The following is a 17,516-nucleotide window of genomic DNA, read 5'->3' as shown; positions in this document are numbered from 1 at the left end:
TACCGGAGTTCCCGTTTTAATGACCAAACGCATGCTGATCGACACGACCCACGCGGAAGAAACCCGCGTGGTCGTGATGGATGGTAACAGGCTTGAAGACTACGATGTCGAAGCATCGGCGAAAAAGCAGCTCAAGGGCAATATCTACCTTGCCAAGGTAATCAGGGTCGAACCCAGCCTGCAGGCCGCCTTTGTCGATTACGGCGGCAACCGCCACGGCTTCCTCGCCTTCAGCGAGATTCACCCCGACTATTACCAGATCCCTGTTGCCGACCGTGAAAAGCTGCTGGCGCTTCAGGAAGAAGAGCGCCGCGCCGAAGAAGCCCGCAACGCGCGCGAGGATGACGAAAAGGCCGAAGGCGACGACGGCGCCACGGACGACGCGCCCCCCCGCGAAGGTGACGCCGACGAGGCGGAGCCCGAAACCGTGGGTGGTGAGAACGACACCGGTGACGAGCCCGAGGCCCAGCGCCGCATCGCGCGCTTCCTGCGCAATTACAAGATCCAGGAAGTCATCCGCCGCCGCCAGATCCTGCTGGTCCAGGTGGTCAAGGAAGAACGTGGCAACAAGGGCGCCGCGCTGACGACATATGTCTCGCTTGCGGGGCGTTACTGCGTGCTGATGCCCAATTCGCTGCGTGGCGGCGGGGTATCGCGCAAGATCACGTCGGTGGCCGACCGCCGCCGCCTGCGTGACATCATCTCCGAACTTCAGATCCCCCATGGCATGGCGATGATCGTACGCACCGCCGGCGCACAGCGTCCGCGCGCGGAAATCATGCGCGACTGCGAATACCTGCTGCGCCTGTGGGATGACATCCGCGAACACACCCTTAAATCCGTGGCCCCGGCCCTGATTTATGAGGAAGCAAGCCTGATCAAGCGCGCGATCCGCGACATCTATACCCGCGAAGTGGGTGAGATCATGATCGATGGCGAGGCCGGGTGGAAATCCGCGCGTGAGTTCATGCGCATGCTCATGCCCCAGAACGCGCAGAAGGTACGTCTGTGGCAGGATCACGGACAGACGCTGTTCTCCCACTACCGGGTGGAGGGGCTGCTGGATTCCATGCTGTCGCCATCGGTACAGTTGCGTTCGGGCGGCTATCTCGTCATCAACCAGACCGAAGCACTTGTCGCAATCGACGTGAACTCCGGCCGGGCGACGAAAGAACGCAATATCGAGGAAACGGCCCTGCGCACGAACCTCGAAGCAGCGGACGAAGTGGCGCGGCAGTTGCGCCTGCGTGACCTTGCGGGCCTGATCGTGATCGATTTCATCGACATGGAAAGCCGCAAGCATAATGGCATGGTGGAACGTCGCCTGAAGGAAGCGCTGCGCAATGACCGCGCACGCATTCAGGTTGGCCATATCTCGCATTTCGGCCTGCTGGAAATGTCGCGCCAGAGACTGCGCCCATCCATCGCGGAATCGACCTTCATGCCCTGCCCGCATTGCGAGGGAACGGGCATCATCCGTGGGGTCGAAAGCTCTGCCCTGCATGTCCTGCGCGCGATCGAGGACGAGGGAATGCAGCGTCGCGCGGCAGAAATCGCGGTGCATGTCGCCCCGGAAATCGCGCTCTATATCCTCAATAACAAGCGCGCATGGCTGCATGAGATTGAGGAACGTCACAAGATGCATGTGACGTTCGCCGCCGATTCCACACTGCATGCGGCGGAATCGCGCATCGAACGCACCCGGGCGCAGACCGCACAGTTTGAACCCGCCCCCACCCCGGCCATCACGGCCGAGCCGGAGGCCGCGCGCGCCGATGCGACGGGCGTGCGTGAAATCCCGATCCACAGCGAACCGCCCGCAACCACGGAAGAAGGCGCCCCCACCCCCACGGATGCCAGCCCTGTTGTGGACGAGGATGCGGCATCGGGGACGGATCATCGCCGCCGTCGTCGCCGTCGTCGCCGTCGTGGCGGCACCAACCGCGAAGCCGAGCAGCAGGGTGTGGAAACGGCCGAAACCGAAATCACCGCCCTGCCCGAACCGGTGGTCGAGATCGGGTATAAAGGCCCGACGCCTGCCGATCCGTTTGGCGATGCGATCATCGACATCTTTGACGTGATCGAACAGACGACCACCCTCCCCGCTTCGGCACCTGTCATCGAACCGGAAGCCCCGGTCGTGGTGGTCGAGGATGAAACGGTGGAAGCCCCCGTCACGGAGGAGAAGAAGCCACGCCGTGCGCCACGTCGGCGCACCCGTCGTACGAACCGTCCCATCACGACGACGGGAACGGGCATGAGCGTGGAACCCAGCGTCGAAGCAGAGGCCGAAGCGCCCGTGACAACGGTGGCACCCGCGCAGGCGGATAATGCGGTAGCCGAGGCGCCGGAACCCGTCGCCGAAACCGAGGCACAGCCTGAGCCCGTGGCCGAAGAGGCTGCCGAGGTGAAGCCGCGCCGCCGTCGCACGACAACGCGCAAGGCCACGACCACGACCACCACGCGCAGCCGCGCCAAAAAGGACGAGGCCGTCGAACCGGTGGAAGCCCCGCCCGTGACGGTTGCGCCGGAAGTGGAAAAGGCCGACGAACCGGTAGCAGAGGAAAAGCCCCGCCGTCGGCGCACGGCCACGACCCGCACTGCGGCCGCCAAGGCCCCCGCACGCCGTCGCACCAGCACGGCCAAGGCCGTAAAGGACGACGCGGCGGAGGTTACTGAGGCCACAGCCCCGGTTGTGGAGGAAAAGGCCGAGGAAAAGCCCAAGGCCCGTCGCGTCACGCGTCGCAAGAAGGTGGAGGTGGAGGCCGAACCCGCCGCCACCCCGACGACGGAGGCCGCGCCCACAGCGGAAGAAAAGGCCCCGGCCCGCAAGGCGACCCGGACCCGCCGCAAGAAAGTGGAAACCGCCCCCGCGCCTGAGGCCACACCGGCGGAACCGGTGGATGCCGAAGCCGCCCCCGCCCCAAAGCGGCGTACGGGTTGGTGGAAACGCTGATCCACGCTGCCTTTCCAGGGCATGAGTGATGCAACAGACCCTGCCCCCAGATATGGGGGCAGGGTTTATTGTTTCAGGGACATCTTAAAAAACAGCAGCCCAGACACAGCCTGGAATCACATTCCTTTGGTCCTGTGGCGAGGCTTGCCCATAGCCCCCTGCGGGATATCGCCTTTTTGGCCAATGCGACATCTGGACACTTCCCACCCCTTGCCCTTGCCCTTGCCCTTGCCCTTGCCGGACAGGCTGGGTCGGTTCCTGAGGAACGCGACATAAGAGATTGTTTGAAAACAAATCATTGATAAAAATAAGAAAGGTTTTTGGGTGCCCCTTATTTCAAAAAGGTAGCAGTCTTCTGAAGCTTTTTAGAAAAAGCTTCACCAAAAACTTTTATAATTTCAGTATGTTATTGAGCCTGACTTTTCAAACAGCTTCCAAGAAAGAACAAAACCGTGGAGCTTCATTCGCGACGGCTGATCCTGCGCACATGGGAAGACAGGCACCGGGCCGCCTTTGCGGACATGTCGGCAGATCCCGCGGTCATGGAATACATGCTGCCCATGACACGACAGGCCGCCTATACGACATGGATCGACACCCAGCGCGCGCACCAACACGAACATGGCTTCTGTTTTTGGGCCGTGGAAGATCGTACGGACGGTACATTCGTGGGCACGGTTGGACTGCACCGGGTGGGATATGATGCCCCGTTTACCCCGGCGGTGGAAATTGGCTGGCGCGTGGCGCACCCTTTCTGGGGCCGGGGTTACGCACCAGAGGCCGCAGCCCTCTGCCTGCGTTTCGGGTTTGAAACGCTGCAACTGCCGGAAATCGTCGCAAACACGGCGCCAGATAACCAACGTTCGCGTCACGTCATGGAAAAGCTGGGAATGATGCGTGACCCACAGGATGATTTTTATCATCCGCGCATCGCATTGGGACACCCGTTGCGCCGGCAGGTCCTCTATCGCCTGACCCGCGAACGCTGGACGACAAGGAACATGACGGCACCAGAAGGTACCCAGCAAGAGGCTGCGATCCAACCCACCCGCCCGAAAACAGGGACCTGATTACAAAAACGGAAAACATTCCCGGATGCCGCCCGGGTTCAACACGGCAACATCCTTTTGATGTTTTTGGGAATCCCCCCCCGACATGCCAACAGTTTTCAGCCTGTCGTCAGGGTCCGCGCCACAAGCCGCCCCACACCGGCAAAGACATTGGCGAACTGCGGTTCTGTGGGTGTCCCGCCCCGCGTATAGACGCACATGACGATGGGCATATCGGGGTGGGGCCATGCCACCGCAATGTCGCCTGCCGCATCACGGGCATTGTTCCCGGTCTTATCCCCCACCACCCAGTTCGCGGGCAATCCCGCACGCAGACGGTTCTTCCCGGTCTGGCACCCGATCAGCCAACGCGTCAGAAGCGCACGCGACGACGGCGACAGCACCGCCCCCAGCACAAGCCCCTGCATGATTCCCGCCATTGCAGCAGGGGTCGTCGTATCACGCACCCCACCGGCAGGCGTGCGATTCAGGAAGGGTTCCGGGTCATCAAGCCGCGTTGTCCCATCGCCCATCGCCCGCCAGAACGCCGTCAATGCAGGCGGCCCACCAATACGCGACAGCAGGAGCGTGGCGCAGCTATTATCGCTCTGCTCCACCGCGCCTTTGCACATGTCTTCCACGGACATACCCGCATGTCCCTGCGCCAGCGCGGCCTTTGCCACCGGGGCATACCAGTCCTGAATATCTGCGCCGGTCAGGGGAATGACACGGTCCAGCCCATCACGCCCCTGATCCACATGCGACAGCACACATGCGACAAGCGACGCCTTGAACGTACTGCACATGACAAAACGTTCGTCTGCCCGCCACAGCAGTTTCCGCCCGGTTACGATATTATGGGCATAAACCCCGACATGGCCGCCCGTGGCACGTTCATAACCGGACAGGACAGCAGGAACCGCCGCATCGGCATGGGCATGGGCTGGCGACAGTATGAAAGCCGATCCGCATGCCATGAAATCACGACGTCGCATATGTTTCCCACTTCATCCCGATGCGCATTCCAGACTGGCTGCGAACACACTTTTGCCATCCCCAGAAAAGTCCCTGGGTGTTATTTTTTCAACCGAAGACCGCCTTTTGACGCTTTGTGCAACGACAGTCCCCGAAGCTTTTCGGGATGAGTGCCTTTCCCCCCTTACGCAGGTGCATCAGGCAATGCCGGGGCGGTTTCCCAGCCAAGGCCGACGATGACAGCACTGCGGCGGCCCATTCCATCCATGCGCAGGACGATGACGTTCTGTTCCTCCAGATAGGTCAACTGCCGCCGCGCCCGACCCAGCGAGTGGGTGCCATAGGCACGCGCGATCGTTGCATCCGATGGGCAGGGCAGTTTTTCCAGCGCACTACGGGCAATCAGCAGGAAAATCCCCTGCACGTCCTCAGGCAGGGCCGAGGCCATCTGTTCAGCCTGCTTCCACACATCTGTCTGTGCCGTGCGGGCGTCGACACCGGCGCGTGCGGTGGCCAGTGCGCGGCGAAAACGCGGCATGTCCAACGCCTGCCGCCCCATCCCCTCGATCCGGCAACGGACAAGGAAATCCTGATACAGCACATGGACCGGCCGGAATCCGGCCTCCTCATCTTGCAAGATATCAGCAAGAATCGCGGCGAAACGCTGTTTCTGCTCCACGGGATCGATATCGGGCGGGGCTTCGACCTCGACCTCTGCCTCGGCACGGGCGACATCGGCATGCGCCGCAAGCTGGGCCAGAATATCGGGCGGCGGGGTGGCAGGACGCGGCGCACGCACAGGCAGTTCACGTTCGGGAACGGGTGTCAGGATCAGTTCGCGGATTTCTTCCGTCGGGGCGGTTGGCTCGAACGGCATCAGCGCAGGCCCGGCGGAACGGCTTTCGGTTTCCACCGCCCCGATCCGCACGGCAAGGGGGCGACGGCTGATGGCGGGGCCGAGGGCAACGAAACAGCCACGTTCCAGATCACGGAAGCTTTCGGCCTGCCTGCGCTCCATGCCCAGCAGGTCGGCCGCACGCATCATGTCGATATCGAGAAAGGTCCGCCCCATCAGGAAGTTGGAGGCTTCGGCCGCAACATTCTTCGCCAGCTTCGCCAGGCGCTGCGTCGCGATGATACCCGCCAGCCCACGCTTGCGCCCACGGCACATCAGGTTGGTCATCGCACCCAGCGATGCCCGCCGCGCCTCGTCCGAAACCTCGCCCGCGGCGGCGGGGGCGAACATCTGCGCCTCATCGACCACGACAACCACAGGATACCAGTATTCGCGCGGCACTTCGAACATGCCCCCCAGAAAGGCCGCGGCACGACGCATCTGCACCTCTGCGTCCACGCCTTCCAGATTCAGCACGACAGAGGCACGATGCACGCGCATGCGCTCGCCCGCCGCCTGCAACGCGGCCTCGGTATGTTCGGCGGCGTCGATGACCAGATGACCATAATGCTCTGCCAGGCTTACGAAATCGCCTTCGGGGTCAATGATCGCCTGCTGCACCAGGCGGGCGGACTGTTCCAGCAGCCGACGCAGCAGGTGTGACTTGCCCGACCCCGAATTGCCCTGCACCAGCAGGCGCGTGGACAGCAGTTCCGCAAGGTCCATCGTGACGGGGGCGTCCCCTGCGGTGGCCCCCCGTCGTTCCCCAATCGTGATCGCTACCGTCATGGGGCTGACGGATACAGCCCCTTGGGGGTGTCGCGCAACCATTGCACCGCACCGGCCGCAGCCCAACGCCCCATCGCAACACAGGCCTGCAACAGGTAGCCACCGGTCGGTGCCTCCCAGTCCACCATTTCGCCTGCGACAAACACACCGGGCAGCTTGCGCAGCATCAGGCGCGTATCCACATCGTCCCAGCGCACGCCACCCGCCACCGAAATCGCGCGGTCGATAGCGTCCGTCCCCTCCACCACCAGCGGCACATCCTTGAGCAGCATCGCCAGCGCCCGTGGTTCGCGCGGCAGGTTGACGCCCCCGCCCTCACGCAGCAGCGCGAGCATGACGGGCGACAGGCGCACCCCCTTGCGCAGCAGGTTCGACACGCTTTCCCGTCCCCGCACGCGGGCAAGGCGCTGCGTCACCTGTGCGATATCCATGTCGGGGCGCAGGTCGATATGGATGCGCACCTGCCCCTGCTGGCGCGCAAGTGCATCGCGGATGGGCGCGGACAGGGCATAGACGACGCCCCCCTCGATCCCGTTTCGGGTGACAACGGCCTCCCCCCGTGCGTGGGTTTCGCCGATCCGCATGGCAATCCCATGCAGCGGCGCACCTTCGAAACGTGCGCGCATCAGATCGGACCAGCCGATGCGAAAACCACAATTGGCGGGCCGGAATGGCGCGACCGCCACGCCACGCGATGCCACGATATCACTCCACACCCCATTGGCACCCAGCCGCGCCCAGCTTGCCCCGCCTGTCGCCAGCACCAGCGCATCGGCGCGCAATGCAACCTCCGCCCCATCCGGCCCCGCCACACGGACCTGCCCCGCCGCGTCCCAGCCCAGCCAGCGATGCCGCGTCATGATCCGCACCCCCGCCCCCTCCAGCCGTGCAACCCACGCCCGCAACAGGGGCGATGCCTTCATCGCCACGGGAAAGATCCGGCCACTGCTGCCGACATAACAGGGCTGTCCCAATTCCCGCGCCCAGTCGCACATGTCATCGGGACCAAAAGCCGCAAGGGCTTCGGCAAGGAGGGGCCGCGCCGCGCCATAGCGCGCCATGAACCGCGCCATCGGTTCGGAATGCGTCAGGTTCAGGCCACCACGGCCGGCCATCATGAATTTGCGCCCCACGGTGGGACATTGTTCAAGCACACGCACACGACATCGCGCCGCCGACAGGACTTCCGCCGCGGCCAGCCCCGCCGGGCCGCCGCCGATCACAATGACCTCTGCCCCGTCCCCCCTATCATCGCCACCACCAGGCACACCGGGTCCAGCCATCAGATGATATAGTCAAGCGGCGGCAGCATCTGGTCCATGGTAAAGGCAGGAAGCGACGAATGCCGTGTACCAACCGAACGCGCGGGATTGCCGACAACGGTGGTATAGGGGGCGACGGATTCCAGCACGATCGACCCCGCGCCGATCTTTGCCCCTTCGCCAATTTCGATATTGCCCAGAATCTTGGCCCCCGCCCCGATCAGGACACCACGGCGCACCTTGGGGTGGCGGTCCCCCACATTCTTACCGGTTCCCCCCAGCGTCACCCCCTGCAACAGGGACACATCGTCCTCCAGCACCGAGGTTTCGCCAATGACGATGCCCGTACCATGATCGAACAGGATACGCCGCCCCAGCCGCGCGGCAGGGTGGATATCCACCGCGAACAGTTCCGAACACCGGCTTTGCAGATGCAGCGCAAGATATTCACGCCCGTTGTTCCACAGCCAGTGCGCGACGCGATGGCTCTGCACCGCATGATATCCCTTAAAGAACAGGAAGGGCGTCGCGTAATTGCCGGTCGCGGGGTCACGTTCGCGAATCGCGACAAGGTCCGCCGCCGCTGCCGCAACGATATCAGGGTCCGCCTCAAACACTTCCGTCACCAGTTCGGACAACGCATCATCCGCCACCGCCCGATCGCCCAGCTTGCGCCCGATCAACGCCGCCAGCGCCGCGCCAAAGGTGACGTGGTTGCGTATCCCGGTGGCAAGCAGCCCCTTCACCAGCGGGTCGCAGCACCCGCAGGCCGGCTCCACGATTTCATGCCACAGGGCATCGACATCAATACCTGACAGCGTGGGTGGCAGGACCGGCGGCCGACGCTGTTCGGTCATCGAAGGGGCGGAAGGCTGACGTTCAGACATGTCGGGGCATCCGTTCAGAAAAGGCGAAAGGACATCATCATCGCGCAATCATAGCGCACCTGGCAGGCATGGTGCCACCACGCCCCTTACAGGCCCATGGCATGGCGTGCGAATGCCCGGCGCAGCGGGGTAATGCGGTTCACCCCCGCCAGCCCGACATCCCGCGCCAGGCGCAGCACGGGATTATCATTGCCAAACAGCCGTTCCAGCACGTCCGTCGCCGCCAGCATCAGCATATTGGCCGGACGGCAGCGCGCCTGATAATCCCGCAGGACGGACGGATCGCCCACATCCCCGCCATGCGCATGCACGCCCGCCAGGATATCCGACAGCGCAATCACGTCGCGAAAGCCAAGATTGAGCCCCTGCCCCGCAATGGGATGGATCCCATGCGCCGAATCCCCCACAAGCACGAGGCGCGTATCGATATAACGCTGCGCATACTGTGCCGACAGCGGATAGACCCAGCGCCGTCCCACCGGCGTCACCGCCCCCAGCCAGTCGCCCATGCGCCGGTGGATTTCATGGGTGAAGGCATCAGCAGGCAGTTCGGCAAGCCGATGGGCCAGTTTTTCCCCATCCGTCCAGACCAGCGCGGACAGGTTGGGATGTTCCGCCGTCCCGGCCATGGGCAATTGCGCAAAAGGACCGGCAGGCAGGAAATGTTCCAGCGCACGGCCTTCGTGCGGGCGTTCATGGGCCACGGCACACACGATCCCGCACTGGTGATACGGCAGGCGCGTCACCACGATCCCCGCCTGCGTGCGCAGCGGACTGCGCCGTCCCTCGGCCGCAACCACAAGGCGGGCGGAAATCGTGCGTCCACTGCGCGTGGTGATGACCGCGCCATCGGCCTTACGCACGACCGTGGCCTCGTCCGGGGCAAGGACACTTACCCCCGGCGTCGCGTGCAACGTGGCGTTCAGCGCGACACGCAGGGCACGCGCCTCGATCATGGACCCGAATGGCTCGGACGCGTCCTCACGCCCGAATTCAAGGAATAATGGTGAAGGTCGCTGCCCCGGCCGGCCATCGGTCACGCGAATTTCGCGAATGTCGCATGATGGCATCGGCAGGTTCCGCCACACGCCCGCCGCCTCCAGCAGGCGGCGCGACCCCGCCGCAATGGCATAGGCACGACCGTCAAAGGCGGGATGTTCCATCGGCGGCAGGGCCGCACGGTCGATGATGACCACGCGCATCCCCTCCACCGCGAGGCGACACGCAAGGGTCGCGCCCACGGGGCCAGCCCCCACGATGCAGACATCCACCTCCATCGCGGCCGCCGGGGGGGACGGGGGGGCTGTCATGTGTTCGCTCATGGTCTTCCTGTATCCTGATCGTGGCCACCGTGGGGGAACCCCGGACCCTGCCGGGGTGTTCACGCGCTGTGCCCCGCAGATATGGCATGCAACGCACCCTCTGTCCAAACGACACGCACCGACAGGTGACGTAATCGGATGACACGATGCGCACACTCGCGATATAGGATAGGACCGGATGCACGAACGATATACTGGCCCCCGATATAATACTGCCCCCGTCCGCAACGACAGGAATGGAGATACGGTGCGATGAAGCTTGTTACAGCCATCATCAAGCCTTTCAAGCTCGACGACGTGCGCGAGGCCCTGACCCCGTTGGGAATCCAGGGTCTTACGGTATCGGAGGTCAAAGGATTCGGGCGCCAGAAAGGCCAGACCGAAATCTATCGCGGCGCGGAATACCATGTCAGCTTCCTGCCCAAGATCAAGATCGAGGTCGCGGTGCCCGATGACCTTGTGGAACAGACCATCGAAACCATCGTGCAGGCCGCCCATACCGGCAAGATCGGCGACGGCAAGATTTTCATTACCCCCCTTGAAAGCGTGGTACGCATCCGCACCCGTGAAACTGGCGACAGCGCGCTATAGCGCCTGCCCGGCGCGGTCGTATCACCCACCGTTTTCATCATCGCCCTGGTTTCATCATCGCCTTGGCGCATCATATCGGAGGACTGTTTTTTCATGATTCTTTCCCGCCGCACCTACCTGACCGCAGCCATGGCCCTGAGCCTGCCTGCTGCAATGGCGCTCTCCCCCGCCACCGGCCATGCCCGCGAGACGTCAAAGGCCTGCCACCAGAAATTCGTGGCCGCCCGCACCGCCGGCACCCTGAACGGGCAGACCTATAAGGCGTTCAAGACCGCACAGTGCGACGACGCCGTCACCCCGGCCACGACCGCGGCACCGGCCACCCCCGCCGCAGCCACCACGGCCCCTGCCGAAGCCCCCAAGCCCGCGACGACAGCACAGGCAACGCCCGCAGCCACCGCCCCGGTCGCGACGAACGCCACCCTGCCCAGCGCGGTTTCAGCCAAATACGCCAAGGAAACGGCAGGCAAGGCCCGCCTGCATACCTGCCTTGACCAGTACAACGCGAACAAATCGACCAATGCCAATGGCGGCCTGCGCTGGATCGAACGCGGTGGCGGGTATTACAGCGTGTGCAATGCCCACCTGAAGGGCTGATCGACACACGCCCCCGTTTCCCGTCCCCGGGGAACGGGGGCTGCCAGTCGCCACATCACACAAGGGGCCTGCACAGAGGCGCCAGGGACGCGGTTTAAAAAATCAGAGCCGGCATCCCACTGAATGATAAAAGTTTTTCGGTGCCACCTTTCTTGAAATAAGGCGGTGCCTTCTGAAGCTTTTTGAAAAAAGCTTCACCAGAAACTTTCATCATTTTCCGATCTTATCGGACTTACCCTTTCAAACAGTCTTTTGGGGATATCTGGTATTTCGGAGGTTTTTAAAAATCTCCACCAGCCATATGAGGCTTCGTACCAGGGTGCCGCCCCTATGGCCGCGTGCCGGATGCGGGATGGGGCGCATGACGTGGCGCCACCGGCATCATGACGGGATCAGACGCCAGACGGGCAGGTACGGGCGTATGCAGCGCGGGCCTGACAAACGCCTGTCCCGTCGCATATGAAATCCAGACCCGGTGCGTCGCAAACCAGTCCGATCCAAGCAGCATCTCCAGCCCTTCGCGCAGGGGGGCCACCGTCATGACGGTATTGCGTTCCAGTTCATGACCGATCTGCAGGCTGCTGAAGCGATGCCAGTGATAGACATCCTCATGCCCGTCAATCCCGCTGGTAATCCCGCCGGGATCGGTCTCAAGCTGTTGTGCGGGCACGCCAAGGCGGGCCGCCACATGGGGCGAGACAATACGGGAGCGCGCACCACTGTCGAGCAGCGCCATCACCGGTTGCCCGTTGATACGCACATTCAGCATAAACCGGTTTTCCTGCCGTTGCAGCGGCAGGGTGTCATACCATCCCGCCCAGGCCGGGGGCTGTGCGCAGGCCAGCGAGGCCGCATGCACCTCCCACAGGCCAAGCTGCCCATTGGGGACATCCATGTCGAGGTCGAAGCGCGACAGGATATCCCCGCCAAGCAGCCCCCCCACAGGGGGCGTAATCATCGGCTGTCCCGGCAGGATACCCACCGGGGCGGACATGACGCCAAAATCAATCCCGCCAATGCGCAGGTCCGGCATGATGGCATTGGGCGTGGCGTGTGCGGTGCCACCTGTCCCATGGACCACCGTCTGCTGATCCGGATCGAGGGCAAGGCGCAGGCGATGCACCATTTCCGGTGTCAGCAACCCACCATCGGACCCTGTATCCACCAGCAGGCTGAGGTCACGCCCGGCCACCTGCGCCACAATCGACAGATACCCGCCATCATTACGCAACGGCACCTGCGCGACATGACGACGCGAACACAGTTGCGCCGCATCCTGTGCATGGGCATGACGGACCGGCGGCACCTGCGCGCAGGCGAGCAGCACGGACAGACCGGCCACGACACCACATACCGGACGGAAATGGCGGGGGATGGCCATCGTTACAGCCGGTCGGCAAACGAATCCGTCGCATCCAGCAGGGCGGCCATGATCCCCTCTTCCGACATGGCGTGCCCCGCCGCATCAACCAGCCGGAACGTCGCCTCCGGCCATGCACGGTGCAGATCCCATGCCGTGCGCATGGGCGTGGCCACGTCATAGCGGCCCTGCACGATCACAGTGGGAATATGGCGGATCAACCCGACATCGCGAATCAACTGCCCCTCCTCCAGCCAGCCGCCATGGACAAAATAATGATTCTCGATACGTGAAAATGCGAGGGCATAGCGGATGTCAGCATGCTGCGCCGCGATGTCAGGCACCGGCAAAAGCGTAAGCGTCTCCCCCTCCCACAGGCTCCACGCCAGGGCGGCACGGTCACGTTCCTCCCCTTCCGGGCCGGTCAGACGCCTGCGATAGGCCGCGATCAGGTCATCGCGTTCGTCAGGCGGGATGGGGGCGATGAACCGTTCCCACCTGTCGGGAAACAGCCATGACGCGCCTTCCTGATAATACCACAGCAGTTCAGCCCGCCGCAGGGTAAAGATCCCACGCAGCACAAGCGCACTGACCCGGTCGGGATGCGTCTGCGCATAGGCCAGCGCCAATGTCGATCCCCACGACCCGCCGAATACCATCCATGCGGGCGTACCCGTCATTTCACGCAGGCGTTCGATATCGCCCACCAGATGCCATGTCGTGTTGTTATCCAGCGCGGCATGCGGTTTCGAACGGCCACACCCACGCTGATCGAACAGCAAGATGCGATAGCGCGCGGGATCGAACATCCGCCGTTGCAACGCGGAACATCCCCCCCCCGGTCCCCCATGGAGGAACACGACGGGTATGCCATCGGGATTGCCGCACAATTCCCAATAAACCCGATGCCCATCCCCGGTATCAAGATATCCGTGGTCATAGGGTTCGATCGGGGGATAGGGCTGTCTGGGAAGCTGGTTCATGACGATCAAAAACTCCGGTTTCCTGCTGGGATATCCTTATCCCTCATCTGCGCACGGACAAGGCTTTTGCGGACAAGGCTTTCGCGGACAGGGCTGTGCCCCATTATTTCCCCATCCCCCATCCGGGCCGCAACGGGGACACCCGATCACACCCGATACCGCCAGCCGGGCATATGAAACGCCACGCCGGGGGATACCAACCGGCCATCATGCTGCGACAGCCCCCTCATGCCCCGGCGCGCGGGTGCGCGCGTGTCCATACGTCCAGCAGGCGCGATTCATCGGCCAGGGTATAACGCTGCGTCGTGGACAGGCTGGCATGGCCCAGCAATTCCTGAATCACACGCAGGTCCGCCCCCCCTTCCATCAGGTGCGTTGCAAATGAATGACGCAGCGCGTGCGGGGTTGCATGGTCCGGCAGGCCCGCCATATGCCGCCACGTCCGCATCGCGCGCTGCGCCACGGCTGCCTGCAGTCGGCCACCGCGCACACCGGGGAACAGTGGCGCCCCGGCAACCGGCGCGGGATGATGGCGTCGCCATTCACGCAGAGCGCGGCCCACGACCGGCAGAAGGGGCACCATACGTTCCTTGCCCCCCTTGCCCATGATCCGCAGCACACCTTCGTCCGCGCCCCCACCAAGCGCCATAGCGCGGTCAAGATCCGCCACATCAAGCGACAGTGCCTCTGAAATACGCAAACCACAGCCATATAGCAGCAGGAACAGCGCACCGTCGCGCATGCGGGCCATGGGGGTATGCGCGATTTCGCCCACGCCCTGCGGCACCTCCAGCGCGTCTTCATGGCTCAGGGGACGGGGCAGTGTTTTCTTTACACGCGGGGCCGCCAGCAGCGCAGGCGCGGGGTTGTCCACCCCATGATGCCGCGCAAGGTAGCGAAAGAACGAACGCAGGGCCGAAACCCGTCGCGCCCGCGTTCGGGCCGCGCGGTCGCGGGTCGTGACACGATGGCCCGGTCGCGGGCGCAACGCCTGGTCATGTTCAAACGCCAGCCATGCCCGCAGGTCCGCAAGGCTGAGTGCATCAAGTGCCGCGACATCAACCTCCCCGCCCAGATGGCCGCCAAGGAAATCGAGGAAGCGGTGCAGGTCCCCGCGATAGGCCTCGGTCGTGCGGGGGGAGGCACGGCGTTCATCGGCCATCCAGTCCAGAAAACATGCGCATGCCTGCATGGCCATCATGGCGCGTCGTCCCCTTTATGCCCGGTCTTTTATGCCCAGCCTGTTATGTCTGGCTGTACACCGCGTTCATGATCCCATGTGCCCCCCCATGCAACAGCAGGCAAGACATCCGCCCGCCACGACGCTAGAAAACGTTCATGCCGCGTCGTAACCACATGCCCGACCTGCTGGAGTCGCAACCGGACTCGCCTGCCGCCTCCGCCGATGCGCGTCCTGATCCTGCCCATGACACGCCCCGTGACACGCCCCATGACGGAGCACGCGACAGGACACGGGATGGGGCACGAGACGGGGCACAGAACGCGCCACAACGGGTGCGCGTCATGCTGCCGCTGCCATTCGCTGGTGCGCTGGATTACCGCATGCCCCCGGCGGGCACACTGCATCCCGGGGATATCGTGACAGTCCCCCTGGGCCGACGCACCGAAACCGGCGTGGTGTGGGACACACATCTGCGCCTGCCCCCCGAATTCATGCCGCCGCCCATGCCCACCGTCGCCACCGGCCGCCTGCGCGCCGTCAGCGCACGGCTGGACCTGCCCCCCCTGCCGGCCGCCCTGCGCCAGTTCATCGACTGGGTCGCGGCCTATACGCTATCACCGCCGGGCATGGTGCTGGCCATGGCGTTACGGGCCAATGCCATGGCCGCCGCCCCGCGTCCAGCCGCCGGATGGGCGGTCACGGACACGCTCCCCCCTGACCTGCGCCTGACCCCCGCACGGCACAGGGTTCTTGAGATCGCGCGTCTCGGGACGCCACTATCCACAACCGAACTGGCAAACCGGGCGGGTGTCGGGGCCAGCGTCGTGCGTGGCCTTGTACAGGCGGGTTGCCTGCGTGAAGTGGCATTGCCGACACCCCCCGCCTTTGGCATGCCCGACCCCACCCACGCCCCCCCCGTGCTGGAGGGGGAGCAGGCCGACGTCGCGCGCGCCCTGCGCAACACGGTGGCGGAGGACCGGTTCTCGATCACGCTGCTTGAAGGGGTGACAGGATCGGGCAAAACCGAAATCTATATGGAGGCCATTGCCGCATGCCTTGAAAAAGGATTGCAGGCGCTGGTCCTGCTGCCTGAAATTGCGCTGTCATCACAATGGACGGGACGTTTCGCGCGGCGTTTTGGCACACAGCCCGCATTGTGGCATTCCGACCTTGGCACGAGGTTGCGGCGCGTGACGTGGCGTTCGGTCGCCGATGGCGCGGCACGGGTGGTGGTGGGCGCGCGTTCGGCCCTGTTCCTGCCGTTCGCACGCCTTGGCCTTATCATTGTGGATGAGGAGCACGAAACCTCCTTCAAGCAGGAAGAGGGCGTCACCTACAACGCGCGGGACATGGCGGTGGTGCGCGCACGCATGGACGCGGCCCCCATCGTGCTGGTTTCCGCGACGCCCAGCCTGGAGACACTGGCCAATGTCGGCGCGGGACGGTACCGCCACCTGCGTCTGGGCGCGCGGCATGGCAATGCATCCATGCCACAGGTGCGAACACTCGACATGCGTGCCGACCCGCCCGAACGCGGACTGTTTTTATCCCCCGTGCTGACCGGCGCGATCAGGGATGCGATCGGGCGGCAGGAACAGGCGATGCTGTTCCTCAACCGCCGTGGCTATGCGCCGCTGACACTGTGCCGCACCTGCGGGCACCGGATGCAGTGCCCGAACTGCACTGCATGGCTGGTGGAACATCGCGCGCGTCATATCCTGACATGCCATCACTGCGGGCATAACGAACAGATGCCGCCCGCATGCCCGTCATGCAACGCCGAAGACAGCCTGACCCCCATAGGCCCCGGCGTCGAACGCATTACAGAAGAAGCGCGCGCGACCTTTCCCGACGCCCGTATCCTGGTAATGGCCAGCGATACACTCCACGGTCCTGCGGCCACCGCAGACGCGGTCGAACGCATCGCCCGTCGCGAAATCGACCTGGTGATCGGCACGCAGATCGTCGCCAAGGGGTGGCATTTCCCGCACCTGACGGTGGTGGGGATCGTCGATGCGGACCTTGGCCTTGGCGGTGGCGACCTCCGCGCGGCCGAACGCACGGTGCAACTGCTGCACCAGGTGGCGGGGCGCGCAGGCCGTGCAGAGGCAGCGGGACATGTCCTGTTGCAAAGCTATGTGCCCGACCATCCGGTGATGGAAGCGCTGGTTTCGGGCGATTTCACAAGCTTCATGGAGCAGGAAGCCGAACAGCGCCGCCCCGGTTTCTGGCCCCCCTTCGGCCGCCTTGTCGCCCTGATCGTAAGTGCTGACACCCCCGAAGCCGCCGACATGACCGCCCGCGCACTGGGGCATGCGGCCCCGCACCTTGATGGTGTGCAGGTGCTTGGCCCCGCACCCGCGCCACTTGCCATCCTGCGCGGACGTCACCGGCAACGCCTGTTGCTGCGCGCGCGGCGCAACATCCCGGTCCAGCCGATCATGCGCGAATGGCTGTCACGTGTGAAACCCGAACGCGGGGCGCGCGTGGATGTGGATATCGACCCGATTTCGTTCCTGTAGAGCAGAAGCACAAGGGTCTACCTGCCTTAGAGATGATTTGAAAATAACTCATTGATAAAAAAATAATAAAAGTTTTTGGGTGCCGCCTTTTTTTAAAAAGACGGCGTCTTCTGAAGCTTTTTGGAAAAAGCTTCACCAAAAACCT

The 17,516-nt window shown here is 63.8% G+C and carries 13 protein-coding genes; 5 read left to right on the top strand and 8 right to left on the bottom strand.

Features of this window, described 5'->3' with window-relative positions; translation table 11 throughout:
• The first annotated feature begins 19 nt into the window (after positions 1-19).
• Together B7G66_RS09385 and B7G66_RS09375 are read left to right on the top strand one after the other, a co-directional pair.
• Positions 20-2,956 (top strand): Rne/Rng family ribonuclease, encoded by a 2,937-nt coding sequence (locus tag B7G66_RS09385; RefSeq protein ID WP_040510449.1) that lies wholly within the window; start codon positions 20-22, stop codon positions 2,954-2,956.
• A gap of 452 nt (positions 2,957-3,408) precedes the next feature.
• Positions 3,409-4,026 (top strand): GNAT family N-acetyltransferase, encoded by a 618-nt coding sequence (locus B7G66_RS09375; RefSeq protein WP_003617858.1) that lies wholly within the window; start codon positions 3,409-3,411, stop codon positions 4,024-4,026.
• A gap of 98 nt (positions 4,027-4,124) precedes the next feature.
• Here B7G66_RS09375 and bla read toward each other — a convergent pair whose 3' ends face one another.
• The 5 genes from bla to B7G66_RS09350 all read right to left on the bottom strand — a co-directional run bounded on the left by bla (position 4,125) and on the right by B7G66_RS09350 (position 10,135).
• The gene (gene bla, locus B7G66_RS09370; RefSeq protein WP_003617857.1) at positions 4,125-5,000 is read right to left on the bottom strand and encodes a class A beta-lactamase; all 876 of its coding nucleotides are present in this window, start codon (positions 4,998-5,000) and stop codon (positions 4,125-4,127) included.
• A 164-nt stretch (positions 5,001-5,164) separates the two neighbouring features.
• Positions 5,165-6,664, bottom strand: coding sequence for an ATP-binding protein (locus B7G66_RS09365; RefSeq protein WP_003617856.1), 1,500 nt, complete (start codon positions 6,662-6,664; stop codon positions 5,165-5,167).
• Entirely contained in the window at positions 6,661-7,947 is a 1,287-nt protein-coding gene (locus tag B7G66_RS09360) for a TIGR03862 family flavoprotein (protein WP_003617855.1), read from the bottom strand. The genes B7G66_RS09365 and B7G66_RS09360 overlap by 4 nt, the downstream gene beginning before the upstream one ends.
• Positions 7,947-8,813 (bottom strand): serine O-acetyltransferase, encoded by an 867-nt coding sequence (gene cysE / locus B7G66_RS09355; RefSeq protein ID WP_040511485.1) that lies wholly within the window; start codon positions 8,811-8,813, stop codon positions 7,947-7,949. Before cysE ends, B7G66_RS09360 begins: the two co-directional genes overlap by 1 nt.
• Before the next feature lie 86 nt (positions 8,814-8,899).
• Positions 8,900-10,135 carry a UbiH/UbiF/VisC/COQ6 family ubiquinone biosynthesis hydroxylase gene (locus B7G66_RS09350; RefSeq protein ID WP_003617853.1) on the bottom strand — a complete coding sequence of 412 codons (1,236 nt, stop codon included), beginning with the start codon at positions 10,133-10,135 and terminating at the stop codon, positions 8,900-8,902.
• 252 nt (positions 10,136-10,387) lie between these two features.
• Here B7G66_RS09350 and B7G66_RS09345 point away from each other — a divergent pair, with 252 nt between their 5' ends.
• Entirely contained in the window at positions 10,388-10,726 is a 339-nt protein-coding gene (locus B7G66_RS09345; RefSeq protein WP_003617852.1) for a P-II family nitrogen regulator, read from the top strand.
• 93 nt (positions 10,727-10,819) lie between these two features.
• Positions 10,820-11,323: a hypothetical protein gene (locus B7G66_RS09340; protein ID WP_003617851.1), complete on the top strand. Its 504-nt coding sequence runs from the start codon at positions 10,820-10,822 to the stop codon at positions 11,321-11,323.
• A 328-nt stretch (positions 11,324-11,651) separates the two neighbouring features.
• Here the strand turns inward: B7G66_RS09340 and B7G66_RS09335 are convergent, their stop codons facing one another.
• The 3 genes from B7G66_RS09335 to B7G66_RS09325 form a co-directional block, all read right to left on the bottom strand.
• On the bottom strand, positions 11,652-12,704 hold the full coding sequence (locus B7G66_RS09335) for a retroviral-like aspartic protease family protein (RefSeq protein ID WP_003617849.1): 1,053 nt from the start codon (positions 12,702-12,704) through the stop codon (positions 11,652-11,654).
• A 2-nt stretch (positions 12,705-12,706) separates the two neighbouring features.
• On the bottom strand, positions 12,707-13,666 hold the full coding sequence (gene pip, locus B7G66_RS09330; protein WP_048859136.1) for a prolyl aminopeptidase: 960 nt from the start codon (positions 13,664-13,666) through the stop codon (positions 12,707-12,709).
• Positions 13,667-13,892: 226 nt separating this feature from the next.
• Positions 13,893-14,867, bottom strand: coding sequence for a tyrosine recombinase XerC (locus B7G66_RS09325; RefSeq protein ID WP_003617844.1), 975 nt, complete (start codon positions 14,865-14,867; stop codon positions 13,893-13,895).
• A gap of 137 nt (positions 14,868-15,004) precedes the next feature.
• On the opposite strand from B7G66_RS09325, the gene B7G66_RS09320 reads away from it, so the two are divergent.
• Positions 15,005-17,371, top strand: coding sequence for a primosomal protein N' (locus B7G66_RS09320; protein ID WP_264986116.1), 2,367 nt, complete (start codon positions 15,005-15,007; stop codon positions 17,369-17,371).
• The last annotated feature ends 145 nt before the right edge of the window (positions 17,372-17,516 follow it).

It is taken from the genome of Novacetimonas hansenii JCM 7643 (genome assembly GCF_000964405.1).
In the GTDB taxonomy this organism is placed as follows: domain Bacteria; phylum Pseudomonadota; class Alphaproteobacteria; order Acetobacterales; family Acetobacteraceae; genus Novacetimonas; species Novacetimonas hansenii.
This window is presented reverse-complemented; position numbering and strand designations above follow the sequence as displayed.